The 24,469-nt window shown below is 73.0% G+C and carries 21 protein-coding genes; 10 read left to right on the top strand and 11 right to left on the bottom strand.

The window, feature by feature from the left end; genetic code table 11:
• Positions 1-3: 3 nt before the first annotated feature.
• Positions 4-1,155 carry an ABC transporter substrate-binding protein gene (locus ACIBK1_RS38660; RefSeq protein ID WP_396740579.1) on the bottom strand — a complete coding sequence of 384 codons (1,152 nt, stop codon included), beginning with the start codon at positions 1,153-1,155 and terminating at the stop codon, positions 4-6.
• 112 nt (positions 1,156-1,267) lie between these two features.
• On the opposite strand from ACIBK1_RS38660, the gene ACIBK1_RS38655 reads away from it, so the two are divergent.
• Positions 1,268-2,005, top strand: coding sequence for a GntR family transcriptional regulator (locus ACIBK1_RS38655; protein ID WP_030509653.1), 738 nt, complete (start codon positions 1,268-1,270; stop codon positions 2,003-2,005).
• A 90-nt stretch (positions 2,006-2,095) separates the two neighbouring features.
• Here ACIBK1_RS38655 and ACIBK1_RS38650 read toward each other — a convergent pair whose 3' ends face one another.
• From ACIBK1_RS38650 to ACIBK1_RS38635, 4 genes are read right to left on the bottom strand one after another with little or no spacing between them, the layout of a single operon-like run.
• Positions 2,096-3,013 (bottom strand): biotin-dependent carboxyltransferase family protein, encoded by a 918-nt coding sequence (locus ACIBK1_RS38650; RefSeq protein ID WP_396740576.1) that lies wholly within the window; start codon positions 3,011-3,013, stop codon positions 2,096-2,098.
• Between the two features lie 24 nt (positions 3,014-3,037).
• Entirely contained in the window at positions 3,038-3,655 is a 618-nt protein-coding gene (locus ACIBK1_RS38645; RefSeq protein ID WP_396740574.1) for an allophanate hydrolase subunit 1, read from the bottom strand.
• Positions 3,652-4,440, bottom strand: a complete 789-nt coding sequence (locus tag ACIBK1_RS38640; RefSeq protein WP_396740613.1) for a LamB/YcsF family protein — start codon at positions 4,438-4,440, stop codon at positions 3,652-3,654. The genes ACIBK1_RS38645 and ACIBK1_RS38640 overlap by 4 nt, the downstream gene beginning before the upstream one ends.
• A gap of 16 nt (positions 4,441-4,456) precedes the next feature.
• Positions 4,457-5,698, bottom strand: coding sequence for an NRAMP family divalent metal transporter (locus ACIBK1_RS38635; protein ID WP_030509649.1), 1,242 nt, complete (start codon positions 5,696-5,698; stop codon positions 4,457-4,459).
• Between the two features lie 188 nt (positions 5,699-5,886).
• On the opposite strand from ACIBK1_RS38635, the gene ACIBK1_RS38630 reads away from it, so the two are divergent.
• The 4 genes from ACIBK1_RS38630 to ACIBK1_RS38615 all read left to right on the top strand — a co-directional run bounded on the left by ACIBK1_RS38630 (position 5,887) and on the right by ACIBK1_RS38615 (position 12,115).
• A complete protein-coding gene (locus ACIBK1_RS38630; protein ID WP_030509648.1) occupies positions 5,887-6,585 on the top strand; it encodes a GntR family transcriptional regulator in 699 nt (232 codons plus the stop codon).
• A gap of 178 nt (positions 6,586-6,763) precedes the next feature.
• Positions 6,764-8,002: a hypothetical protein gene (locus ACIBK1_RS38625; protein ID WP_396740572.1), complete on the top strand. Its 1,239-nt coding sequence runs from the start codon at positions 6,764-6,766 to the stop codon at positions 8,000-8,002.
• A 161-nt stretch (positions 8,003-8,163) separates the two neighbouring features.
• Positions 8,164-8,430, top strand: a complete 267-nt coding sequence (locus ACIBK1_RS38620) for a DUF6504 family protein (protein WP_030509646.1) — start codon at positions 8,164-8,166, stop codon at positions 8,428-8,430.
• 91 nt (positions 8,431-8,521) lie between these two features.
• Entirely contained in the window at positions 8,522-12,115 is a 3,594-nt protein-coding gene (locus ACIBK1_RS38615) for a DNA polymerase III subunit alpha (protein ID WP_396740570.1), read from the top strand.
• Positions 12,116-13,019: 904 nt separating this feature from the next.
• Here the strand turns inward: ACIBK1_RS38615 and ACIBK1_RS38610 are convergent.
• Entirely contained in the window at positions 13,020-15,878 is a 2,859-nt protein-coding gene (locus ACIBK1_RS38610) for a helix-turn-helix transcriptional regulator (RefSeq protein WP_396740568.1), read from the bottom strand.
• A gap of 298 nt (positions 15,879-16,176) precedes the next feature.
• Between ACIBK1_RS38610 and ACIBK1_RS38605 the strand changes: the two genes are divergently transcribed.
• Positions 16,177-16,653 carry a DinB family protein gene (locus ACIBK1_RS38605; protein WP_030509642.1) on the top strand — a complete coding sequence of 159 codons (477 nt, stop codon included), beginning with the start codon at positions 16,177-16,179 and terminating at the stop codon, positions 16,651-16,653.
• Here the strand turns inward: ACIBK1_RS38605 and ACIBK1_RS38600 are convergent.
• Entirely contained in the window at positions 16,643-17,485 is an 843-nt protein-coding gene (locus ACIBK1_RS38600; RefSeq protein WP_357319403.1) for a LysR family transcriptional regulator, read from the bottom strand. The two genes, ACIBK1_RS38605 and ACIBK1_RS38600, sit on opposite strands and share 11 nt — an antisense overlap.
• Before the next feature lie 75 nt (positions 17,486-17,560).
• Here ACIBK1_RS38600 and ACIBK1_RS38595 point away from each other — a divergent pair, with 75 nt between their 5' ends.
• Positions 17,561-18,271, top strand: coding sequence for a CTP synthase C-terminal region-related (seleno)protein (locus ACIBK1_RS38595; protein WP_396740565.1), 711 nt, complete (start codon positions 17,561-17,563; stop codon positions 18,269-18,271).
• Here ACIBK1_RS38595 and ACIBK1_RS38590 read toward each other — a convergent pair.
• Positions 18,240-19,253 (bottom strand): LLM class F420-dependent oxidoreductase, encoded by a 1,014-nt coding sequence (locus ACIBK1_RS38590; protein WP_396740563.1) that lies wholly within the window; start codon positions 19,251-19,253, stop codon positions 18,240-18,242. The genes ACIBK1_RS38595 and ACIBK1_RS38590 overlap by 32 nt on opposite strands.
• A 20-nt stretch (positions 19,254-19,273) precedes the next feature.
• Positions 19,274-19,987: a FadR/GntR family transcriptional regulator gene (locus ACIBK1_RS38585; RefSeq protein ID WP_396740561.1), complete on the bottom strand. Its 714-nt coding sequence runs from the start codon at positions 19,985-19,987 to the stop codon at positions 19,274-19,276.
• A gap of 91 nt (positions 19,988-20,078) precedes the next feature.
• Here ACIBK1_RS38585 and ACIBK1_RS38580 point away from each other — a divergent pair, with 91 nt between their 5' ends.
• The 3 genes from ACIBK1_RS38580 to ACIBK1_RS38570 are packed head-to-tail and all read left to right on the top strand — an operon-like array spanning position 20,079 to position 22,836.
• Positions 20,079-20,816, top strand: a complete 738-nt coding sequence (locus tag ACIBK1_RS38580) for a (Fe-S)-binding protein (RefSeq protein WP_363424350.1) — start codon at positions 20,079-20,081, stop codon at positions 20,814-20,816.
• Complete coding sequence (locus tag ACIBK1_RS38575) at positions 20,813-22,228, top strand: lactate utilization protein B (RefSeq protein ID WP_076435020.1); 1,416 nt, start codon at positions 20,813-20,815, stop codon at positions 22,226-22,228. The genes ACIBK1_RS38580 and ACIBK1_RS38575 overlap by 4 nt, the downstream gene beginning before the upstream one ends.
• Entirely contained in the window at positions 22,225-22,836 is a 612-nt protein-coding gene (locus ACIBK1_RS38570; RefSeq protein WP_030509635.1) for a LutC/YkgG family protein, read from the top strand. Before ACIBK1_RS38575 ends, ACIBK1_RS38570 begins: the two co-directional genes overlap by 4 nt.
• Before the next feature lie 25 nt (positions 22,837-22,861).
• On the opposite strand, the gene ACIBK1_RS38565 is transcribed toward ACIBK1_RS38570, so the two are convergent.
• Entirely contained in the window at positions 22,862-23,935 is a 1,074-nt protein-coding gene (locus tag ACIBK1_RS38565; RefSeq protein WP_030509634.1) for a baeRF2 domain-containing protein, read from the bottom strand.
• 9 nt (positions 23,936-23,944) lie between these two features.
• Positions 23,945-24,364: a DUF2795 domain-containing protein gene (locus tag ACIBK1_RS38560; RefSeq protein WP_076435018.1), complete on the bottom strand. Its 420-nt coding sequence runs from the start codon at positions 24,362-24,364 to the stop codon at positions 23,945-23,947.
• Positions 24,365-24,469 lie beyond the last annotated feature (105 nt).

Here is a 24,469-nt window from a genome sequence, read left to right as displayed (position 1 = left end):
ATCTCAGCCCGAGACCGCCGCGCCCCACCCGCTCGCCAGGACTTCCTTGGCCTTGTTGACCTGGTCCGGAGTCGGGAAGGAGGGGGTGCCCTCGACCTTGGGGAGCTGGGCGACCATGGCGGCGTCCGCGCTGCCGTCCTCCTGCATGGAGGGCAGCAGCACCGGGCGGGCGTAGCCCTTCAGCCACAGGTTCTGGCCCTCGGCGCTGTAGAGGAACTCCTGCCAGAGGCGGGCGGCGGCGGGGTGCGGCGCCCACTTGTTGATCGCCTGGGCGTAGAAGTTGGCGTACTGGCCGTCGGCGGGGATGGCGATCTTCCAGTCCACGCCCTTGGAGGAGAACTCCTTGGCGTAGCTGGCCTGCAGGTAGTCCCAGTCGAGGGTGATCGGGGTCTCGCCCTTCTCCACCGTGGCGGGGGTCGCCTCGACCGGGTTGAAGTTGCCGTTCTCCTTGAGCTTCTTGAAGAAGTCGATGCCGGGCTGGATGTCGTCGAACGAGCCCTGGTTGGCGATCGAGGCGGCGTAGACGCCGGCGAAGGCGGCGCCGGCCTTGGTCGGGTCGCCGTTCAGCGCGACCATGCCCTTGTATTCGGGCTTGAGCAGGTCGGCGAACGTCTGGGGGCAGGTCTTGACCCGCTTGGCGTCGCAGCCGATGGAGATGTAGCCGCCGTAGTCGTAGTACCAGGCGCCGCCGGTCTCCTTCTGGCCGTCGGGGATCTTGTCCCAGCTCTGCACCTTGTAGGGCGCGAACAGGCCCTCCTGGGCGCCGCTGAGCGCGAAGGCGCTGCCGAGGTCGAGCACGTCGGGGGCGCGGTCCTGGCCCTTGAGGGTCTTGACCGCGTTGATCTCGTCCTGGCTGGAGCCGTCGGGGTTGTCGCTGGTGATCTTGACGCCGTACTTGGCCTCGAACGCCTTGATGACCTCGCCGTAGTTGGCCCAGTCCGGCGGCAGCGCGATGGTGTTGAGCTTCCCTTCCTTCTTGGCGGCCTCCACCAGCTTGTCCAGCCCGCCGAAGTCCTGGGCGGAGGTCGCGGAGGCGGCCTTGGAATCACCCGCCCCCGAGCCGCCGCCGGCGGTCGTGGGGGCGGCGCCGCATGCCGCGATCACTGAGGTGGTTATCGTGAGCGCGGCCACGAGGCCGGCGGTACGTGTGGACAACGGTCCCTCCCACTGTGGTGCGTGGATCGAACTTAGGCGAACTTGTACAAACAAGCCAGAGCTAGTAAGTCGCATATCGATGTCAGTCGCGTGAACGGAAGGGCTCAGCACGATGGCGCGCTACGAACAGATTGCGAGTGACCTGCGGGACGCCATCGTCAGGGGGGACTATCCGATAGGCGCTCAGCTCCCTTCCGAGGCTGAGCTGGCCTTACGGTATTCGGCGGCGCGCGGGACCGTTCGCCAGGCCGTCGCCCTGCTCGCCGCCGAGGGGCTGGTGGGGTCCCGGCAGGGCGCGCGGCGCATCGTGCTCGGCAGCGAGCGCAGCCAGAGCTTCGCCGAGCTGCACAGCTTCGCCCAGTGGGCCCGCTCGATGGGCTACCGCGCCAGCGGCACCGTGCTGTCCTCCCGGCGCCGCCCGTGCTCGCCCTCCGAGGCCGTACGGCTGTCGCTGGAGCCGGGGGAGGAGGTGCTCGACGTGCTGCGGCTGCGGCGGCTCGACGGCGAGCCGGTGCTGGTCGAGCGCACCGTCTACGCCGGCTGGATCGCCCCCGCCGTCGAGCGGCTCGACCCCGAGTGCGAGTCGGTGACCCAGGAGCTCTACGAGTCGGTCGGCCTCGTCTTCGCGTACGGCGAGCACCTGATCGACGCCGTGGCGGCCGGCAGCGAGGACGCCCGGCTGCTCGACGTGCGGCGGGGCAGCCCCCTGCTGCGCCAGCGCCGCGTCACCACCACCCAGGAGGGCAGGCCCGTCGAGTGCTCCGACGACCGCTACCGCGCCGGCAGCGTGACCTTCAGCATCCGCAACTCCACCGCCGCCAACCCCCTCGTCCGCCGCGCCGGCGACTGATCCGGCGGCCTTGGGGGCACACCGCGGCCTGCGGCGTCACCCCCGCGGGGGTCAGGCCCGCGGGGTCGAGTTCCATCAGGGCTTCCTCGGTCAGTGGAACCGATGGCCGTCTGCCAGCCGGAAACGGACGTGCTGCCCGGGGCGGGCCTGCGCCGCCCGGTCGACGTGGTGGTCGCGCACCACCGCGATGACGGGATATCCGCCGGTCACGGGGTGATCCGCGAGGAAGAGCGTCGGCTGCCCCGACGGCGGCACCTGCAGCGCGCCGAGGACCATGCCCTCGCTCGGCAGCTCCCCGTCGCGCGCGCGTTCGAGGTGCGGCCCGCGCAGCCGCATGCCGACCCGGTCGCTGTGCGGGGTGACCTCGTACGGCTCGGCGCACAGGGCCGCCAGGGCTCCGGGGGTGAACCAGTCGTGGCGTGGTCCCGGAATCACGTCCAGCATGAGGACGCCGGACTCCGGCCCGGGCACCGGGGCGAGATCGGCCGCGGGAAACGCCGCGGGCGCCGGCCCGACCGGGAGCACCGATCCGGCCGCCGGGCGTGCCGGGCCGAGGCCGGAGAGCAGGTCGGTGGCCCGTGACCCCAGCACCTCGGGGACGTCGATCCCGCCGCGGACCGCCAGGTAGGTCCGCAGCCCGCGGGGCGGCACACCGAGCCGCAGTGTGGCCCCGTCCGGCAGGCGCTCGACCGACGCGTGCCCGACGCCGCGCACGCGTCCCCGGGCGTCGGTGACGGTGGCGGGACACGGGGCGCCGGTGAGCGCCACGAGCAGGTCGCCGGCGGCGCGCACCTTCAGCCCGCCCAGGGTGACCTCCAGGCAGGCGGCGCCCTCGGGATTGGCCAGCAGGCGGTTGGCCAGCCGCAGCGCGCCCCGGTCGGCGGCGCCGGAACGCCCGACGCCGAGATGGCTGTGCCGGCGCCGCCCGAGGTCCTGCACCGTGGTGAGGGGACCGGGGGCGAGCACCACCAGCGCCCGCCGAGGTTCGTCCGCCGTCGCCCCGCTCACGTCGCCCCGCTCACGTCGCCCCGCTCACGGCAGCGCCTCCGCGAACCGCACCCGGACCCCCGGGCGCAGCAGGGCGGGCGGGTCGGCCGCGATGTCCCACACCACGGTCTCGGTGCGCCCGATGAGCTGCCAGCCTCCTGGCGACTCGCGCGGGTAGACCCCGCTGAACTCCCCGGCGAGCGCCACGGCGCCGGTCGGCACGCGTAGGCGCGACTCCGTCCGCCGGGGCACGGCCAGCCGGGGGTCGCCGCCGATCAGATAGCCGAAGCCGGGGGCGAACCCGCAGAAGGCGACCGTCCAGACCGTCCCGGTGTGCGCAGTCACCACCTCGCGTTCGGTGAGCCCGGTCAGCCGGGCCACGTCGGCGAGGTCGTCGCCGTCGTACAGCACCGGGATCACCACCTCCTCGGTCGTCACGCGGCGGCCCCCGGCCGGTCGTACGGCCAGGACGGCGGACACCACCTCGGCGTGGCGTGCCGGCGGCTCGAACCGGACGAGCAGCGTACGCGCCGCGGGGACGAGGTCGACGATTCCGGGCGGGGTGTCCGCCGCGAGGGCGTCGTAGAGGGCGACCACCTCCTCGAGACGGCCGAGCTCCACCAGCACCGCGTGCTCGCCGCAACGGTGCAGCCGCGCGTTCACATCGCCCCCCTGGTGAACGGCGCCGGCTCCGCGGCGAACGGGGCCAGGCCGATGCCGTTCTCCTTGAGCGCGTCACGGACCTCGATCGCCATGGCGACGGCGCCGGGGCTGTCGCCGTGCACGCAGATCGAGTCGGCCGTGACGGTGAGCGGCGTCCCGTCGAGGGCCTCGACCGGTTCGCCCCTCGCCATGCGCACGCTGCGCTCGGCGACCAGAGCGGGGTCGTGCAGGACGGCGCCGGGCACGCCGCGCGGCACCAGCCTGCCCTCGCGGGTGTAGGCGCGGTCGGCGAAGCATTCCGCGACCGTGGTGAGGCCGGCCCCGGCGGCCTGGCGCAGCCAGGCCGAGCCGGGGAGGCCGAGCACGGGCAGGCCGGGGTCGTAGGCCCGCACGGCCGCGACGACCGCGGCGGCCTGCGCCTCGTGGTGCACGATCGCGTTGTAGAGCGCGCCGTGCGGCTTGACGTAGCTGACCCTGGTGCCCGCCACCCGCGCGAAGGCGTCCAGCGCCCCGATCTGGTAGATGACGTCGTCGGCGAGTTCGACGGGCGGCACGTCGACGAAGCGCCGCCCGAAGCCCGCCAGGTCGCGGTAGCCGACCTGGGCGCCGATCACCACGCCGCGCGCGGCCGCGGTCTCGCAGGTGCGCCGCATGATCGCCGGGTCTCCCGCGTGGAACCCGCAGGCGACGTTGGCGCTGGTGACGATCGACAGCAACGCGTCGTCGTCGCCGAGCGTCCACCGGCCGAAGCCCTCGCCCAGGTCGGAGTTGAGGTCGACGCACATGGTCGGATAGGACACGTCAGCTCCAGAGCGCGCTGATCCCGCTGAGGGAGTTCCAGCCGAGGTAGATGGTCAGCGCCCAGGCGAGCACACCGATGCCGAGCAGCCAGACCGGGTAGCGGTACCCGCCCATGAGATCACGGCGGCGGGCGGCGACCCAGAGGATCACCGCCAGGCCGACGGGCAGGATGAGGCCGTTGAGCGCTCCGGCCAGGATCAGGAGGTTGGCCGGAGCCTTGCCGAGGAGGAGGAAGACCGCGGTCGAGACCACGATGAAGGCCACCGTGATCCACGAGCGGTAGCGGTCCGTCCGGGGCGAGAAGCTGGCGAGGAACGACACCGACGTGTACGAGGCGCCGATGACCGAGGTGATGGCGGCGGCCCACAGGACCACTCCGAACAGCCTCAGGCCCAGCTCGCCCGCCGCGCTCGCGAAGATGTCGGCGGCCGGGTTCGCGGAGTCCGCGGCGAGCCGGAACCCTCCGGCCACCACGCCGAGCGAGGCGAGGAAGAGGATCACCCGCATGACTCCGGTGACGAGGATGCCGGTGATCGAGCCGCGGGAGATCTGCCCGGCGTTCCGCGGTCCGGTCACGCCCGCGTCGATCAGCCGGTGCGCGCCCGCGTAGGTGATGTAGCCCCCGACCGTGCCGCCGATCAGCGTCGTGACGGCGAGGAAGTCGACCGTGTCCGGCAGGACCGTCTGCCGCAGGGCCTCGCCCACCGGCGGGTGGGAGACGATCGCCACGTACAGCGTCAGCGCCACCATCACGACACCGAGGACGACGACGATCCGGTCGACGGCCACCCCGGCCCGTCTGCTGAGGAAGATGGCGACGGCGATCAGGGCGGACACCGTGCCGCCGATCTTGACGTCGATCCCCGCGAGGGCGTTCAGCCCGAGTGCCGCGCCGCCGACGTTGCCGACGTTGAACACCAGGCCGCCGAAGGCCACGAGGACGGCCAGGACATATCCCGAGCCGGGCAGCACCCGGTTGCCCAGCGTCTGGGCGCGCATCCCGGAGACGCCGATCACCCGCCAGACGTTCAGCTGGACGGCGATGTCGACGAGGATCGAAGCGACGATCACGAACGCGAACGCCGCCCCGAGCCGCGCCGTGAACGTCGTCGTCTGAGTGATGAAGCCGGGGCCGATGGCGCTCGTGGCCATGAGGAACATCGCGCCGAGCAGCGCCGAGCGCCGCCCTCCGCTCGTGATGCCCGGGGACGAGGCCGTCTGGGTGCCGGGGGGTGGGTTCATGCGGGACTCCTTTGCTCACCTCCCCTGGAAATTAGAGGATTGTTCAACGATTCATCAAGCCTCTTGTGGGTTACTTCTGAGCTACAACTCCCTGTGATCATGTGAAATCCGATCGTGATCACGGGATCCTGCCGACGTGCCACGACCTAAGCTGGGAGTGATCCGGCGGTCGAGAAGGGGTTGCGGCGATGACGGCTATGGCGGACTGGGCGGCACGGTTGAGCGCGGCTCGGCCGGTGCTCGATCGGGCCAGCGCCGCGGAGCTGGTCGCCGACGTCCTGCGGGAGAACGTCATCGACGGCTCCCTGCCGCCGGGCACCCGCCTGTCGGAGGAGACGATCGGCAACCTGCTCGGCGTCTCCCGCAATACGCTCAGAGAGGCGTTCCGGCTGCTGTCGCACGAGAACCTGCTGGTGCACGAGCTGCACCGCGGAGTCTTCGTCCGCAAGCTCGCCGCGGCCGACGTGGCGGACATCTACGCGATGCGCCGCATCCTGGAGACGGCGGGCGTACGGGCGGTCGTCACGGCCCCGCGGGAGGCCGTGGAGGAGGTGGGGCGCCATGTCGAGGAGGGGCGGGCGGCCGCGGAGAACGGCGACTGGGCGGCCGTCGGCACCGCCAACATGCGGTTCCACCGCGCGATCACCGCGCTGCTCGCCAGTCCCCGGGTGGACGAGACCATGGCGCGCCTGCTCGCCGAGCTGCGGCTGGCCTTCCACGTGATGGGCGAGCTCAGGACCTTCCACGAGCCCTACCTGGGGGACAACGCGCGCATCGCCACGCTGCTGAGCGACGGCGACCACGAGCGGGCCGAGCGGGAGCTGCTCGCGTACTTCGACATCGCGGAGGCCCAGCTCCTGGCGGCCTACGCGGAACACGCGGGCTGAGTCACGGGGCCGGTCCCGGCCCGCCCGCCGCACGCGCGGCACGGCGCGGGCGGGCCGTGCTCGGTCCCGGCGCCCGCGCCGGCGACGCCGATGCCGTCGGCACTCCGCTGTCCCGCGCGCCGGACAGGTGCCTCCTGTTCCGGCAGAACCGGACGCGGGGCCGCCGCGTCCTATGCATATGCGGACGCGGATTCTGGGTGTGACGGCGGCGCTGGCCGCGATGGCTCTGCCGGTGGCGTGCGCGTCGACCACCCCCCGCGATCTCGAGACCTGGAACGAGACCGACGCCGCGAACGCCACGGCCGCCGCGCGGGAGCGGCCGTCGCCCTCCTGCATGACCGGCTCGCCCACGCCGGAGCCGGACGAGGAGGGCGGGCGGGCGGGCGCATGGCGCGTCGCCCACTACGACTACCGTGACCGCGTCCGGGGCCTGGCCGTGACCCGCGAGGGGACCGTGTGGGCGGCCGGCGCGCGCGTGCCGGAGCCGTGCGGGCCCGAGACGAAGGCGCCGCTGGTGCTGCGCGGGGACGGCGGGCGGTGGCGCGAGGTTCCGGCCCCGCCGCTGACCGAGCCGCGCGCCGTGGCCGCCTCCTCCGACCGCGACGTGTGGCTGTTCGGCGAGAACGCCGCCGCGCGCTGGAACGGCCGGAGGTGGACCGCGGCGCCCGGTCCGGGTGCGGAGCCGCAGCGGGTGCACGCGGCGGCCTCCGGCGACGTCTGGGCGATCCTGAACGCGAACTTCCTGGACGGAGCAGGGGGAGCCGAGGGCGCCTGGGAGTCCCGGGCGGAGCTGCGGCACTGGGACGGCGCGGCCTGGCGAACGGCCCGGCCGCCGCTGGTGGCCAAGGGCCTGGACGGCCTGCCCGGCGGCGAGGTCTGGGTTGCCGGTTCAACCCGTGGCCGGGCCGCCGTCGCCCGCTGGAACGGCTGGTCCTGGAGCACGGTCCCGCTCCCCGCGGTCCCCGCGCTGCACCGCGGCCAGCTCTCCGAGCTCGTGGACGTCGCGGTGGACGGGTCGGGCAGGGTGGCGGCCGTCGGCTGGGTCGCGTGGGTCTGCGGCACCGAGGAGGAGGACGTGACCTACTGCGGCAGCACGCTGTTCCTGCGGCGGGAGAACGGACGGTGGAGCTACAGCCTGCCGTCCGAGCCCGAGCTCGATCCCCAGCTGCGGCTGGAGGCGGACGGCAAGGGCGGGTTCTGGCTGTTCTACGCGAAGAACGAGTGGAACACGTCGATTGGCCACCTGTCTGGCGGAAAGTGGACGTACAGGACGTTTCCGGCGGGTCCGCTCGGGCACACCCGGGTGGCGGCCGTCGCCGGCGAGCCGGGGACGGCGCGCGTCTGGGCGGCGGTGGTGGACGACACCGAACGAGAGGAGCCGCCCTACCGGGGCGGCGGGATCTGGCTCGGCGAGTGATCCGCGGGCGGGCGCGCTTCCTGGGATTTCGCACCCGGGAACGGGCCGTGCCGACTTGCGTTCACCGTCCTGGGAACGTATGTTCGAAGTAGCGGCGATTCTGCCCGAATCATCCGCCCGTCTTCCCCCGGGTGGCCACGAAGCCACAGGGAGAAGGAGTCTTGAGCAGACTTTACGGCGATCCGATCGAGGTGTGGGTCCGGGACGGACACCCTGCTCAGTTCGTCTGGCGTGACCGGCTCTACACCGTCCGCGAGATCCAGGACCACTGGGTGGTCGCCAGGGAATGGTGGAAGACCTCGGACGCCGATCCCGGCGAGCGGCGCTTCTGGCGAGTGGGAGCCGCGGCCGGCAAGGAGGTCGGGACCTATGAACTGCGCTTCGACACCGCCAGCGGCGGCTGGCTCCTGCTGAGGGCCTGGGACTGATGGGAACGCTCCAGCCACCCACGACGACCGGGGGACGGGCCGCTGGAGGACGGAACGCCGGACGGGCCGGGGGACGGACGGGGGTGCGCCTATGACGCACGCCTTCGCCCACCTGCACGTGGCGTCCGCCTTCTCGCTGCGGTACGGCACCGCGTTCCCGGCCGCCCTCGTCCGGCGGGCCGCCGAGCACGGCATGGACACGCTGGCGCTGACCGACCGCGACGGCCTCTACGGCGCGGTCAAGCACGTCATCGCCTGCCACGAGCAGGGCGTCCGCCCGATCGTCGGGGTCGATCTCGCCCTCGACGGCGCCTCTGCCACGCCGGGTTCTTCCGCGCCGGGTTCTTCCGGGCCGGGTTCTTCCACACCGGACGACCTGTTCGGCGGCGGCCTGCGGTCCGGCCGCGCGCCGCGGGGCCGCCACAGCGGACACGGGCACGGCCGGGGGACGGCGGCCGAGCCGGCGCGGGTCGTCGTGCTCGCGCGCTCGGACGGCTGGGCCTCGCTGTGCCGCCTGGTCACGGCCGCCCACCAGGCGGGGGAGCGCGGCGCGCCGTACGTCACGCCGGGGATGGTGGCCGAGCACGCGACCGGCCCGGACGGCGGGCCGCGGCTGACCGTGCTGCTCGGGCCCCGCTCCGGCGTCGGCCGCGCGGTGACCGAGCGGCGCGACGACCAGGCCAGGGCCCTGCTGGCCGCCTGGCGCGCGGTGGTCCCCGACCTGGTCGTGGAGGTGTCCGACCTGTACGGCTATCGCGACGCGAACACCGCCGCCCGCATGATCGGGCTGGCCGACTCGATGGGTGTGCCGGTCGTGCTGACCAACGCGGTCCGCTACCTGGACGCCGCCGACCACCAGGTGGGCAACGTGCTCGACGCGGCGCGCAAGCTGGTGCCCCTCGACGGGCGGCACCTCGACGACCCCACGGCCCACGCGTACCTGAAGGACGGCGCCGAGATGGCGCGGGTGGCCGCGCGGATCTGCGGCGGCGACACCGGCCGGGCCGAGCGGCTGCTGGCCGAGACGCGCCGCGTGGCCGGCCGGTGCGTGCTCGACCCCGTCGAGATCGCACCCCTGCTCGACCCCGAACGGCCCCGGCTCCACCTGCCGGAGGTCGGCGAGGATCCGGTGCCCCTGCTGCGGCGCCGCTGCGAGGAGGGGCTGGCCCGGCGGGGCCTGGAGCGCTCGGCCGAGGCCCGCGACCGGCTCGCCGCCGAACTCCACGTCATCGAGAAGAAGCGGCTGTCGGGCTACTTCACGTCCGTCGCCGGCATCACGGACATGATCCGGGCGATGGGCGTGCGGTGCGCGATCCGCGGCTCGGGGGCGGGCAGCCTGGTCAACTACCTGATCGGCATCGGCGAGGTGAACCCGCTCGAACACGGCCTGCTGATGGAGCGCTTCCTGTCGGAGGGCCGCAAGGGCCTGCCCGACATCGACATCGACGTGGAGTCGGCCCGCCGCCTCGACTGCTACCGCGCGATCCTCGACCGGTACGGCGAGGACCGGGTGGCCTGCGTGTCGATGATGGAGACCTACCGCGCCCGCAGCGCGATCAGGGACGTCGGCGCCGCGATGGGCCTGCCGCCGCACGAGATCGACGTCATCGCCAAGGCGTTCCCGCAGGTGCGGGCCAGGCAGATCAGGGCCGCGCTGTCCGACCTGCCGGAGCTGCGCGACAGCGGGCTGAACGACCGGTCGCTGGAGACCGTGTTCCGCCTGGCCGAGCGGCTCGACGGGCTGCCCCGGCACATCGCGCTGCATCCCTGCGGCGTGCTGATCGGCAACTCCACGCTGCGCGACCGCACGCCGGTCGAGCGCAGCCTGCTGGAGTTCCCGATGTCGCAGTTCGACAAGGACGACGTCGAGGAGGCGGGCCTGCTCAAGCTCGACGTGCTCGGCGTGCGCATGCAGTCGGCGCTCGCCTACGCCCTCCAGGAGGTCGAACGGGTCGAGAACCGGAAGATCGACCTGGACGCCGTCCCGCGCGACGACCGGGAGACCTACGACATGATCCGCCGCAGCCGCACGATCGGCTGCTTCCAGATCGAGTCGCCGGGGCAGCGCGAACTGGTCGCGAAGCTGGAGCCGCGCACGATGCACGACCTGATCGTGGACATCTCGCTGTTCCGCCCGGGACCGGTCAACTCCGACATGGTCACCCCCTACCTGGAGACCCGGCACGGCTTCCGCGAGGCGCGCTACCCGCACGAGTCGCTGCGCGACGCGCTCAGGGAGACCAACGGGGTGGTCGTCTTCCACGAGCAGGTCATGAAGGTCATCGACGTCATGACCGGGTCGGGGCTGTCGGAGGCCGACCGGGCCCGCCGCGCGCTCGGGACGCCGGAGGGCCGCGAGGCCGTACGCGCCTGGTTCGTGCCGCTCGCGAGGGAGAACGGCTACGCCCACGACGTCGTCGAGCGGGCGTGGAAGGTGCTCGACGCGTTCGGCGGGTTCGGGTTCTGCAAGGCGCACGCGGCGGCCTTCGCGCTGCCCACCTACCAGTCGGCCTGGCTGAAACGGCACCACACGGCCGCGTTCCTCGCGGGCGTGCTCACCCACGACCCCGGCATGTACCCGAGCCGGGTCATCCTCGACGAGGCCCGCCAGTGCGGGGTGGACGTCCTGCCTCTCGACGTCAACCGGTCGGGGAAGACCTGGCTGGTCGAGCGTACGGACCCGGCGGAGGGCGATCCCGGGGAGTTCGGCCGCGGATACGGCCTGCGGGTGCCGTTCTCGGCCGTCCGGGGGGTGAGCGGGGCCGAGGTGGACCGCATGGTCGCGGGCCGTCCCTACACCTCGCTGGCCGACTTCTGGGAGCGGGCCCGGCCCTCACGGCCGGTCGCCGAGCGGATCGTGGAGGTCGGCGGGTTCGACGCGCTGCACGGCCTGCGGCCGGGGGAGCCGCGCTGGCGGCCGGGACGGCTGACCAGGCGCGACCTGATCGCCCAGGTCGGCGCGCTCGACCGTGGCTCTCCCGCGGGCGCGGAGGGGCAGCTCCCGATGGGATTCACCGAACACGTCATGCCCGGAGAACTGCCGGAGATGACCGAGGCCGAGGCCGTCGAGGCCGAGCTGGAGATCCTCGGCATGGACGTGAGCCACCACGTCATGGACTTCTACCGCGACCTGCTCGACGCGATCGGCGTGACGCGGGCCAGGGATCTGCTCCGGCAGCGCAACGGCGCGGAGATCCTGGTCGCGGGGGTGAAGGTCGCCACTCAGACGCCCGCCGTGCGGTCGGGGCAGCGGGTCATCTTCACCACTCTGGACGACTCCACCGGCCCGATCGACCTGACGTTCTTCGAGTCGGTGCAGGCGCACACGGCCGCGACCGTGTTCGGGTCGTGGCTGCTCATGGCCAGGGGGGTGGTGCGCCGCACCGGGGGCCGGGCGGTCTCGCTGCGCGCCGTCCACTGCTGGAACCTCGCCGACCTCGACCGGGTGTGGCGCACCCAGGGGCTCGACGCCGTACGCGCCCTGATCAGCGAGGTGCCCGTGCCCGGCGCAGGGGTGGGCGGACGGCCCATCGAGTACGGCAACGGCTTCCGGGTGTCGCCCTACTCCGACAACGGAGCCCCGCCGGCCGTACGCGAGGGGCGGTTCCTCGGCCAGCCGTCCGCGCCCCAGCGGCGGCTCTGGCACGCCAGCTCCGGCAGCTCGGGACCGCCGCCCGGCCGGTGATCCTCCTCGCCGCCGTCCGTGGGCGCGGCGCCCGCCCGGCCTCCCGCGGGTGCCGACGGCATGCCGGACGGCCGTTCGCCGTGGCCGAGGCGGACCTGCGGCCGCACGGCGGGCCGTGCCGCCCGCTTCCCGCCCGCGCCCGTGTGCCGGGCGGTGATCTCGTGGACGGCCGACGCGCACAGGAGCGCCGCGACGGCGACCGCGGCGGCCTGGGGTGTGCCAAGGCCGGTCAGCCCGTCCCGTGCCGGGCCGGCGAACACGAGCCCGAGCGCGGCCAGCCAGCTCACCCACCAGCAGGAGAGGACGACCAGCCACCGCGTCCGGTCCCTGCCGTCGTACGGCTCGCCCCGCGCGGGACCGCTCCGGCGGGGGCGCCCCGCCGGGCCCTCGCGCCAGGCCAGGTCGGCGAGGAACGGCGGGACCACGAGGTTGACTCCGGGCACGAGGCACGCCGCCGCGAGCACAACGGGCGGCGTGGCCGGGCGCACCGCCCGCAGCCAGGACAGGTAGGCGGCGGCGCACGCCACGGTGGCGCCGATCATCAGCAGAACCAGCACGGCGAACGCCGTGGCCGCGCCGCTGACGGTCCGGGCGACGGGAGAGGCGGGATCGCCGCCGAAGGCCGCGATCTGCGCGGCCAGCCGCCTGCCCCGGCTCTCCTCGAACACGGCGAGAGCGGCCACAGACACGACCTGAGCGGCGAGGGCCGCGTACACGCCGGCGGCCGCCCGGCTCAGCGCTGACGATGTGGACCGCATCTGTTCTCCCCCCGCGCCGGGTGTGTGACCTGCCTCACTCTTATCCCGTCCGCGATCGCGCTAATCCGGTCCGGGACCACCTCGCGAGGAAGGGCGGTCCACGCGATCAAGCGAGAACAGAACCCCGCTCCGACCGGAAGACCCGCTCAACCACCCTTGATGAGCTCGGGGCACATTTCGGCGACGATGCGGGCCAGCTCGGTACGGGATGCGATGTTGAGTTTGCTGAACATCCGGCGAAGGTGGGTGGACACCGTGTGCGGCGACAGGAACATCCGCTGGGCGATCTGGCGGTTGGTCATCCCCCTGATGATCAGGCTGGCGACGGCGCGTTCTGTATCGGTGAGGCTGTCCCAGCCGAAGGCCGGCCGCTGGGATTGGCCCCAGTGGCGACGGCGCACACCAAGCGCCCGCAGCCGGGCACGCACCCGCGCCACGTCCCAGAGCGCACCGATGCGCCCGTAGCCGTCGAGCGCCTCATCCAGGCTGTCGACGGCCTTCGCGATGGAGTCGGGGTCGGACGCGGTGGCCAGCAGGACACCGAGGTCTTCGGCGACCAAGGCGCGTGCCCACGGTTCGGGTTGATCGGCGGCGGCGGCCAACGCACCGGCGTCCTGGTAGAAGAGGCCGCGGGCGTGGGCGAACGTGACAGCGAAGACGGGGAAGTCCGGGTTGTTCCGGGCCAGGTACTCGGCCGTGTCAAGGATGGCCCGCGCATACGGACGGTTCGCCGTGGCCAGGGCCAGCCGGGTCATCCAGGCGGCCGTGAGAGGCGTCGTGAGGAGTGCCCAGCGCCGCTTCTCCTCGTCGGTGTAGATGGCGTCGAGTATGTCGACCGCGCGCCCGGGATCTCCCTGGGCTTCGGCCACCGCCGCCATCACCCACTTCTCCCACACGGATCCGTACAACATCTCGGGCGCGGCCTGGATGGACTGGAAGCGTTCGATGTGCCGGACCGCGGCGTCGATGTCGCCCTGCCGCAGGGCGATGACAGCGAGGATGGACAGCCCGACGCGGATGAACCCGTGGGTGCCGAGTTCTTCGGCGGTCATGCTCCCGGCCTGGGCCTCGGCGGCCGCGTCGTCAAGTCGGCCGGTGCCCAGATGCAGAACGGAGCGGAACAGCGCGGGTTGCGCGGCGAGCACGGTCAGCCCGAGGTCGTTGATCTCCTCCTCGGCGGCCTGGATGGCGACGTCGGCCGCGTCGAACTCACGCATGGCCCTGTAGTAGAGGCTCAGTATCAGGCGCGTATACGGGCGCTGGATGGCTTCGGCGGTGCCGCGGTCGGTGATGCGCAGGGCTTCGCAAAGGTGCGTGAACGAGTCGGCGATCCGCCCGTCGACCATGGCGAACTGCGCGAGCAGCAGGAGTGCTCCGACGACCGCCGCATCGGCGTGCCGCTCGCGGTCGGCGAGAACGGCTTCCGCCTGCCGCCGTCCTTTCCGGAAGTCGTTCAGACAGGTAAGCCCCCAGAACATCGTCCATTCGGCGATGCCGCGAAGGTCCTCGGGCAGGTCGTCGCGGGCGAGCAGGTTTTCGGTCTCGGATATCGCGTCCGCTGGCCGGCCGTTCAACAGCAGGATGTGCGCCAGCGCGCATCGCAGGCGAGCAGCGGGGCGGGGTGGGGCCCTGCCGAGTGCGGAACGGGCGAGATCGGCCGCCTCGGCCAGCCGTCCGATGACCGTCAGGGCGTCAACGGCTGTGGCGGCGCGGCCGAACCAGTCGGGGTCGGCGGAGTCGCTGAGTTCGAGCGCCCGCAGGGCGAGGTCGGCGGCGGTCTGAGGGGAGGACCGCAGCACCTCGCGCGCCGCCCGGTCGAGCCCGAGCAGCGCGGAGGTATCACCGCGGCCGGCACTGTGGATGAGGTGCGCGGCGGCGGGAACCGCCGACCCGCCACGTTTGAGCAGCATCGTTCCCGCATCGTGGTGCATGGCCCGGCGTACGGAGTCGGGGATGGTCCCGATCACCGCCTGCCACAGCAGGTCGTGCCGGAAGGACAGTTCGCCTCCGGCGGGTTCGACGATGCCCGCCGACATCGCCTCCTCCAGCATCGGCAGCAGAGCGCTGGTCGATTCGCCGAGCATTTCGGCCAGATCCTTCACCGAGAACGACCGGCCGAGGATCGCGGCGCATTGAAGCAGGTACCTGGTCCGTGCCGACAGCCCTTCCAGGCGTTCCTGCATGATCGCCTGGGTGCGTGGCGGGGACGCCGCCATCCGCGCGCGGCCGTCGGCGATCTGGAAGACGCCCTCCCTTGTGAACTTCTCCAGGAGATCGACGAGCAGGAAGGGATTGCCGTCGACGATGCCGGCCAGGGCCAGCACGTCCGGCTCGGGTGTGGCCCCCAGGACGTCGGTGACGACGTCGGCCACCGCTGCCTCGTCCAGCGGCCCCAGCGTGATCCGGGTCGCGCCGTCACGTTCCAGCAGGTCGAACAGGCAGTTGAGGCGGGGGCAGTCGCCGCTGCCGGTCGTACGGGCCAGCATCCACACGAGTGGATAGGAGGCGAGGTCTCTGGTCATCGACCGCAGCGCCAGCAGGGTGATCGGATCAGCCCAGTGCAGGTCGTCCAACGCCAGGAGCATCGGTTCCCGGGCCACCCGCTGCTCCAGCTGTCCCTGCAGGTGTTCCACCAGCAGCAGCCGCTGATCGGCGTGACTGTAGACGCTCATCTGAGCGGCCACGGGAAGCGCATAGCTCGATTCCCCGAGCGCCGAGGTGAGCGGGGCGAGGGGGATCAGCTGGGTCAGTTCGTCGGCCGCGCCCTGCGCGACTCCCAGCTCCGCCCTTGCCGCCGCGGTGGTGGTGATGCCGAGCATGCGGCTCTTGCCGACGCCCGACCGGCCTTCGATCAGGAGGACCGCACCCCGGCCTACCCTGGCTTCCTGCAGCACTCCGGCGACAATGGTCCATTCGCGGGCGCGACCGCGCCATCCGGGCCACGATGATCGGCAGAAATCGGACCAGTCATCAGTTCCGCGATCGGCATCGGTCAAATGCCCCATAAATCCATAAATCACCCAGATGTCGGTCGTGTCAAGCGGGAGGCCGGAGGGGCCTGCGACGCCTCCGTCTTCGTGACATCCCCTTTGCCGGCGCGCCGTCACCCACTCGCGAATGTAATGCCTCTACCTGGATTTATCCTCTTTGGTTCCGGACCAGCCGGGCCGGGAGTTGGGCGATCGCCTCGGATGGCTCGGTCGCCTATTTCCGGAAATCGGTCGGCAGGACCTTTCGGCGGGCGTCGAAACGACGCGGCCCTAGCCTGCACGGGCACATGCCCTCGCACCCTGGAGGCCGTTCATGACCGACGCCCCGCCGACCGACGACCGCGAGCCCGCGCGGGTCGTGGCCGAGATGATCGACCACGTGCTCCGCCTGGCGGCGACCTGGACCGCCTGGGACGGCCTGCCGGTGCCGTCGGGAGATCGGATCTACACCCCGCATAAGGCGATCCGCCGGGTGGCCGACCATCTCGTGGACCATCTGGCGGAGATCGAGGACCGGCTGGCCGGCCGCGTGCCCCTGCCCGACCACTGGCACGCGTCGATGATCACCACTGCGGCCGACCTCGCTCCGTTCACCGAGCAGGATCTCGACGAGGCCCGCAGCAGGCTCACCCGGCTCGCCCGGATCTGGACGGCCCGCCTGGAGGTGCTGAGCCCGGAGCAGCTCGACCACTCGCCCGGGGCGGGCTGGACACTCCGCCAGGTCGCCTTCCACCTCGGCGGGTCGGTCTACTACGCCGACGCGGTGGGCGACCTGTCGCTCAGGAGGTGAGCGCGCGGACGACCTCGGCGGCGGGACCCGGCGGAAGGGCCGCGTGCACCAGTTCCACCCGGTGGACGATCCTCGGCGCGACCAGCGGCACCCGGACCCCGCACGGCGCGGCGGACGCGGGCAGCAGGGTCAGGCCGTGCCCGGCCGCGGCCAGGCGCGCCGCGACGGCCGGGTCGTGGCCCTCGTAACGGATGCCGGGCCGCAGCCCGTCGAGCCGTGCCACCGCGCGCAGGCGGTCGAGCGGCATCACCTCGGGGGCGTCCACCCACAGGGCGTCGGCCAGGTCGTCCAGCCGCAGGCCGGGCCGGCCCGCCAGCGGATGTCCTTCGGGCAGCACGACCACCAGCTCCTCCTCCCGTACGCCCACGGTGGTGAGCGGCCCCGTGTCGGGGAGGTTCAGCGGGTCGGAGGGCGCGGCCGGGCCGTCGGCCAGCGCGAGGTCGGCCTCGCCCGAGGCCACCAGCGCCACGGCCGCCGCCGCGCCCGCGATGCGCAGCGTCGTCACCCCGGCCAGCGCCGCCGCCGTGTCCGCGGTGAGGGCGAGCGGGCCTGCGGCGACGGTGAGGGCCCGCGGCTGCGCGGACAGCCGCGCCACGTCCGCCCGAGCGGCCCGCAGCCGCAGCAGCAGCGGACCCGCGTGCTCCAGCAGGCGCTCGCCCGCCCGGGTCGGCCGTACGGGACGGCGGGTCAGCAGCGGCACCCCGAGGTCGGCCTCCAGTGCGGCGATCTGCTGGGACACCGCGGGCTGGGTGTAGCCGAGCCGATCGGCCGCGGCCGAGAACGACCCCTCGGCGACCACAGTCACGAACGTGCTCAGCAGATGAGGATCCACGACATCAGCATCCCTTATACGAACACTGGAAATCATCATTTGTCATTAAGTTCGCACGTCGCCAGCATGGAGGTCATGAGACCCCGCATCGCGCTGGTGGGCGACCGGTCACCCGCCGTCCGCTCCCACACCCGCATCCCGCTCATCCTCGACGCGCTACGCGAGCGTGAGGGGCTGGACCTCGACGCCTACTGGATCAGGACCGACGAGGTCGCGGATCTCGGCGGGTTCGACGGCGTCTGGATCCTGCCCGGCAGCCCCTACCGCAGCGAGCAGGGCGCGATCACGGCCGCGCGGACCGCCAGGGAGAACGCGATCCCGCTGCTCGGCACCTGCGCCGGTTTCCAGCACGCGCTGCTGGAGTACGCCCGTCACGTGTGCGGGCTGAGCGTGAGCCACGCGGAGAACGACCCGGCCGCCCCCGACCCGCTGATCAGGCAGCTCGCCTGCTCCCTCGCCGGTCACGAGGCGGCGGTCCGGCTCATCCCCGGCTCGCTCGCCGAGCGGATCGTCGGCGCCGACCGGACCGTGGAGCGCTACTTCTGCTCCTACGGCCCCGATCCCGCCTATCTCGAAACGCTGGAGGCGCACGGCCTGCGCTTCACCGGCCACGACGAGGAAGGAGAGGCGCGGGTGGCCGAGCTGCCCGGCCACCCCTTCTATCTGGTCACGCTGTTCCAGCCCGAGCTGGCCGAACGGCAGCCGCACCCGCTGGTGCGGGCCTTCGCCGTCGCCGCCGCCGGGCGGGCCGCGCTCACCCGAGGACCAGATCCCGTACGGCTCTGAGCGTGGGCTCGTCACGGGGGCCCATGACGAGCAGCGTGGTGACCGGGCTGCGGCGCCACAGCTCCAGCCGCTCCCGGATGCGGCCGAGCGGCCCGAGGAGCGCGATGCCGTCGGCCAGTTCGTCGGGGATGGCCGCGAACGCCTCGTCGCGGCGGCCGGCCAGGTACAGCTCCTGGATGCGGCGGGCCTGCTCCGCGTAGCCCATGCGGCCGATGATGTCGGCGTGGAAGTTGCGGGTCTTGGCCCCCATGCCGCCGATGTAGAGCGTCAGCATCATCTTCACGCCGTCGAGTGCGGCCCTCAGGTCGTCGGTGACGACCACCATGACCATGGCGGCGACGTCGAAGGCCGGTTTCGCGCCGGACAGGGCGTCGCCGTACATCGCCTCGATCTTCTCGGGGAAGGCGAACAGCGGCAGCCAGCCCTGCCCGATCTCGGCGGCGAGCGCGACGTTCTTCGGGCCTTCCGCGCCCAGGTAGACGGGGATCTCGGGCCGCAGCGGGTGGGTGATCAGCTTGAGCGGCTTGCCGAGGCCGCCGGGCAGCGGAAGCGGAAAGTGCGGGCCCGGGCTGGTCACCGGCTCCTCCCGCCGCCAGACCTTCCGCATGATCTCGACGTACTCGCGGGTGCGGGCGAGCGGCGCGGCGAACGGCTGGCCGTACCAGCCCTCGACGACCTGCGGGCCCGAGGCGCCGACGCCGAGCAGCAGCCGGCCACCCGTGAGGTGGTCGAGCGTCATCGCGGTCATCGCGGTCGTCACCGGGGGCCGGGCGGACAACTGGGCGACGCTGGTGCCGAGCTTGATGCGGCTGGTCCTCGCGCCATACCAGGCCAGCGGGGTGAACGCGTCGCTGCCGTACGCCTCGGCGGTCCACACCGACTCGTAGCCGAGGCGCTCGGCGGCCAGCACCACCTCGGTCGCGTCGTCGGCGTTCCGCTGCCAGTACCCGAGGTTCAGCCCGAGTCTCAGATCATCGGCCACACGCGTGATTAGAACACGTTCTATGAATCCGGGCCAGACTCCGGATAGGCGCGGGCGAGGTGCTCGGCGACCGCGGCCGCGGCGGCCCCGGCGTCGCCGTCCTCGATCGCCCGGTGAATGCGCCGGTGGTCGTCCTGCAGGCCGCCGGTGTCGCCGAGCCGTACGACCGCGTCCACGGCGTAGCGGCGCAGGGCGTCGCGCAGCGCGCGCACGACCGCCACGATCAGCCGGTTGCCCGCCGCCTCGGCGAGGGCGAGGTGGAACGCGATGTCGTGCTCGACGAACTCGGCGGGGTCGCGGGCGGCGTCCATGGCCGCGATCGCCTCCGCCATCCGTGCCGTCGCGGTGCGCGCGGGAGCCGCCGCCGCGCGGGCCGCCGCCCACTGCTCGATCATCAGCCGGGTGTCGATCACCTCGCGCATCGAGAGCGTGGCGAGGCCGAGGTGCAGGCGGAGCAGGTCGGTGAGCGCGTCTCCCGGGCGGGAGGTGAGCACCGCCCCGGCGTCCGGGCCCCGGCCGGCCTGCGACGCGACCACCCCGAGGGTCTCCAGCACGCGCAGCGCCTCCCTGACCGACGACCGGCCCACGCCGAGCTGCTCGGCGAGCTGCCGTTCACCCGGCAGCCGGTCGCCCACGGTCATGCCGTCGGCCGCGATCCGCTCCTCGATGCGGGCGAGCACCTCCTCGAAGGCGCGCGGCCGGGCGTCCGTACGCCGGCGTTCTCCGGTGGTCACCTCGGCTCCTCACGACGCCGGTGTCGCCGCGGGCGCACCAGGATGTATGGTCTGACCATATTTGGTCTGACCATACACGCCGGGAGGGCATGTGCGGGTAGCCCTGTTCGTCACCTGCGTCAACGACACGCTCTTCCCGGACACCGGGCGGGCGGTCGTGCGCCTGCTGCGCCGCCTCGGCGTCGAGGCCGACTTCCCCCGTGCCCAGACCTGCTGCGGCCAGATGCACGCCAACACCGGCTACCGGGACGAGGCCGTACGGCTGGCCCGGCGCAGCGTGGCGGCGCTGCGCGGCTACGACGCGGTCGTCGTCCCCTCGGGCTCGTGCGCGGCCATGATCCGCGAGCAGTACCCGAAGCTGGCCGGGTCGTCCGGTCCCTTCGCCGACGCGGCGGCGCAGGTCGTGCCGAAGACGTACGAGCTGACCGAGTTCCTGGTCGACGTGCTGGGGGTGACCGATGTGGGGGCCTACTTCCCCCACAAGGTCACCTACCACCCGACGTGCCACTCCCTGCGCGGCATCCACCTGGGCGACCGTCCGCTCACACTGTTGCGCCAGGTCAAGGGACTCGAACTGGTGCCGCTGCCGGGAGCGGAGGAGTGCTGCGGCTTCGGCGGCACCTTCGCGCTGAAGAACGCCGAGGTGTCGGCGGCGATGTGCGCCGACAAGGTGCGCGCCGTCCTCGACACCGGCGCCGAGGTGCTGTGCGCCGCCGACAACTCCTGCCTGATGCACATCGGCGGGATGCTCGGCCGTCAGAAGTCGGGCGTGCGGGTGACGCACCTGGCCGAGATCCTCTGCTCGACCGAGACGGCGGGGGCCCGATGAGCGTCACCTTCCTCGGCATGCCGCCGACGCGGCCCTTCCCCCGCAACGCCGCGAGAGCCCTGCGGGACTCGCAGCTGCGGTTCAACCTGCGCAAGGCGACCAGGACGATCAGGGCCAGGCGGGCGAGCGTCGTCGCGGAGGCCCCCGACTGGGCCGGGCTGCGCGAGGCCGGCCGGGCGATCAAGGAGCACACGCTCCGCAATCTCGACAGATACCTGGTGCGGCTGGAGGAGGCGGTCACGGCCGCCGGGGGCCACGTGCACTGGGCCGCCGACGCGGCCGAGGCCAACCGGATCGTCGCCGGGCTGGTGAAGGCCACGGGCGAGACCGAGGTCGTCAAGGTCAAGTCGATGGCCACCCAGGAGATCGGCCTCAACGAGGCGCTGCTCGAGCATGGCATCACCGCCTACGAGACCGACCTCGCCGAGCTCATCGTGCAACTGGGCGACGACCAGCCCTCGCACATCCTCGTCCCGGCGATCCACCGCAACCGCGCGGAGATCCGGGAGATCTTCGCCGAGCACATGGCCGGCTGGGGCAGGCCCGCCCCCGAGGACCTGACCGACGACCCCGCGGCGCTGGCCGAAGCGGCCAGGCTCCACCTGCGCGAGCGCTTCCTGAAGACCAAGGTGGCGATCTCCGGGGCCAACTTCGCGATCGCCGAGACCGGCACGATGGTCGTGCTGGAGTCCGAGGGCAACGGCCGCATGTGCCTCACGCTGCCGCGCACCCTGATCAGCGTGGTCGGCATAGAGAAGGTGCTGCCGACCTGGCGCGACCTGGAGGTCTTCCTGCAACTGCTGCCCCGCAGCTCCACGGGGGAGCGGATGAACCCCTACACCTCCATGTGGACCGGCGCGGCCGAGGGCCAGGAGTTCCACCTGGTGCTGCTCGACAACGGCCGCACCGGCGTCCTCGCCGACGAGGTGGGCCGGCAGGCGCTGCGCTGCATCCGCTGCTCGGCCTGCCTCAACGTCTGCCCGGTGTACGAGCGGGCGGGCGGCCACGCGTACGGGTCGGTCTATCCCGGGCCGATCGGGGCGATCCTGACGCCGCAACTGCGCGGCATGGGCTCCGAGCTCGACCGCTCGCTGCCGTACGCCTCCTCGCTGTGCGGCGCCTGCTACGAGGTCTGCCCGGTGGCCATCGACATCCCGTCCGTGCTGGTGGACCTGCGGTCCCGGGCCCGCCACCCCTGGCCGGAGCGCGCCGGGATGGCGGCGGCCGGGTGGGTGCTCGAGCGGTCGGGACGGCTCGCGCGCCTGCAGCGCGCCGCGGGACGGCTGCGCCGGCTCACTCCTCGGCGGTTGCCGGGGCCGCTCGCCGGCTGGACCGACACCAGGGACCTGCCGGAGATGCCGGAAGAGTCGTTCCGCGAGTGGTGGGACCGCACGGACGGAGGACGCCGATGAGCTCCCGCGACCTGATCCTCGCCCGGGTCCGCCGCGCCCTCGCGGGCGTGCCCGACGTCGAGATCACCCGCGCCTACCGCGGGCCCTCGGAGAGGCCGGGCGAGATCGGCCTGTTCGAGGAGCGGGTCCGCGACTACCGCGCCGTGGTCCACCTCGTGGACGAGCCGGGCGTGGCGGAGCGCGTCGCGCTGTCACTCGCCGCGCGCGGGGCGCGGCGGGTCGTCGTGCCCGCCGGGTTCCCCGCGCCGTGGCTCGCCGCCGCGGACGCGGAGGCGGTCGCCGACGACCCGCCGCTGAGCGCCGCCGACCTCGGCGCCGTGGACGGCGTGCTCACCACCTGCGCGGTCGCGATCGCGGAGACCGGCACGATCGTCCTCGACGCCGGGCCGGGCCAGGGCAGGCGGGCGCTCTCGCTGGTGCCCGACTATCACCTGTGCGTGGTGCGGGCCGCCCAGATCGTCGCGGGCGTGCCGGACGCCGTCGCCCGGCTCGCCCCCGCGCGGCCCCTGACCTGGATCAGCGGCCCCTCGGCGACCAGCGACATCGAGCTGAACCGGGTCGAGGGCGTGCACGGCCCCCGCACGCTCGAAGTGCTGATCGTGACCTGAGCCCCACCCGGGCCCGAGGCTTCGGTCAGAAGCGCAGCAGCGCGCCGATCCCGTCGGGCGACTCCAGCCGCGGGACGAACCACAGCTCGGCGTCGGTCGCGGCCACCGCCCGCGCGAGGGCGGCGTCCGCGCGTTCCCGCATGGGCTCCCCGACCCCCCAGGCGGCCAGCTCCGCCGGGTCGGTGGACAACTGCGTGGGCTCGGGGCCGATCCACATCATGGCCGTGGAGGACGGGTCGTCGTGCATCAGCACCGTGCCCACCCGCCGGTCGCGCAGCGCGCGTGCCGTCTCCGTCAGGCCCGCCACGGCGTTGCCCGCCGCGTACGTGTCCAGCAGTTCCTCGCAGCGCCGCTCGGTCCAGGCCCGGCAGGCCCCTTCGACCGCCCGCCGGAAGTGGTCCAGGTCGGCGCCCGGGGCCCGGCTGCCGTGCTCGGCCACCGTCAGCCGCCGTACGACGTCCTTGGCGAGGTAGTCGGTCACGAGCCCGCGGGCCTTGGGATCGCCGGCCAGCACCACGACCTCCGCGCCGATGCCGTGCGCCTCCTTCTCCACCACCTCGGCGAGGGCCACGGCGTTGCGGCGCCAGCCCTCCTCGACCTCCCGGTCGAAGTTGGCCTGCGACCGGCCGCCCTGGCCGGTTTTCTGGAGCGACCGGTCCGGGTCCGCCACCTCCACGGTCAGCTCGCGCCGCCGCCCGTCGGCCACCACGGTGACGTCGCCCCCGGCCCGGTCGGCCAGCACCTCGACGTGCGGGACGTGCTCGCCGCGCTGCGCGAGCAGCGGCACCACGTGGGGGAGCGGTGACCACCGTGCGGTCTGACGGCGCGGACGGTGGGCGAGCGCCTCGGTGAACACGACCTCGCCGTCCCTGGCGAAGGCCGCGCGCCCGGGCGCGGCCCACACCGGGTCGGACATCAGCTCCCCGATGGGATCGAGTGCCGAGGCCGGCGCCCCCTCCTCGGCGAGCCGCTCCCTGAGCTGCGCCCACCGGCGCTGGACCACGTTGGCCGCGCCCTCGGACGACCGGTCGGTGTCCACGTATACCGAGGCGTACGGGCCGCTCCGCTCGTACAACCCGCGGATGAAGTCCAGTCTCACGGGCCCTCCCTACCAGCGCTGGCGTTCCACTCCGAGTCCGAGGGCCTCCGCGACCTCCGCGATGTTGTGGAATGTCATTTCGGGCAGCCGCCGTACGGCGTCGATCACGGCGTCGGGGGCGTTCTTGTGCTCGGCGTGGGCGAGCAGCTTGGCCGGGTCGGCGGGGAAGCCGGCGTCGCTGAGCCAGGTGGCGAGGTGGCTGCGGCGTTCCACGTCGGCGGGGGTGATGCCGAGCGGCGTCCCGGGCTCGCGACCGGGCGGGTGCCGACGGGGCGGCGACATGTCTTCTTCGGGCTGCTGCGTCGGCTCGGGCTCGCGCCACTCCTCCACCCGGGTGCGTCCGGCGCCCTGCACGAGGCCTTGTGTCTCGTGCTTCTGCTCCTCGTCGAGCCGGCGGCCGTGTTTGTCGCTGCCGCGCTGGATACTCATGACCTCACCTCCCGATTAGGGTCACTGACGTGCCTCGTACCCGGACCGCCTGCCCCAAACATCGGGAGCGGTGAGGCCGTGTCCCACATAATCCCCGGCGGGCGA

Origin of the sequence: Microbispora rosea, assembly GCF_044460045.1 — a bacterium.
Taxonomy (GTDB): domain Bacteria; phylum Actinomycetota; class Actinomycetes; order Streptosporangiales; family Streptosporangiaceae; genus Microbispora; species Microbispora rosea.
Note: the sequence above shows the minus strand (reverse complement) of the source record. Positions and strands in the feature narration are given on the sequence as shown.